Source organism: Pseudoalteromonas sp. BMB (assembly GCF_001709235.1).
Classification (GTDB): Bacteria; Pseudomonadota; Gammaproteobacteria; order Enterobacterales; family Alteromonadaceae; genus Pseudoalteromonas; species Pseudoalteromonas maricaloris.
In genome coordinates, this window is record NZ_MBQA01000097.1 from 1 (window position 1) to 351 (window position 351).

1 rRNA gene is annotated in these 351 nt (G+C 31.6%); it reads left to right on the forward strand.

The features are described from left to right. A 23S ribosomal RNA gene (locus BB427_RS24610) occupies positions 1-281 on the forward strand; the annotation flags it as partial. Positions 282-351 lie beyond the last annotated feature (70 nt).

Consider the following 351-nt stretch of genomic DNA (forward strand, 5'->3'; position numbering starts at 1 on the left):
ATCTCCTGTCAAGCTTCACTTTTAAGTTTTGCTGGGGTGGCAGAAAAACTATATCTTTACTCTTATTTTTCCATTTATCTATCTTATAAATTCACCAAGTTACTGCAGGGATAACAGCATAATTTTATTTTAAAGCCCTTATTTAAAATAAAGATTGTGACCTCGATGTTGAATTAGAACACCTTTAGGGGGCAGCACTCTTAAAAGGAAGTCTGTTCGACTTTTAACTTTCTACATGATTTGAGTTCAGACCGGCGTGAGCCAGGTCGGTTTCTATCTTCTTTATAAAATTTTCAGTACGAAAGGATCAAAATTTATTCTATTTGAAAAAAAAAAAAAAAAAAAAAAAAA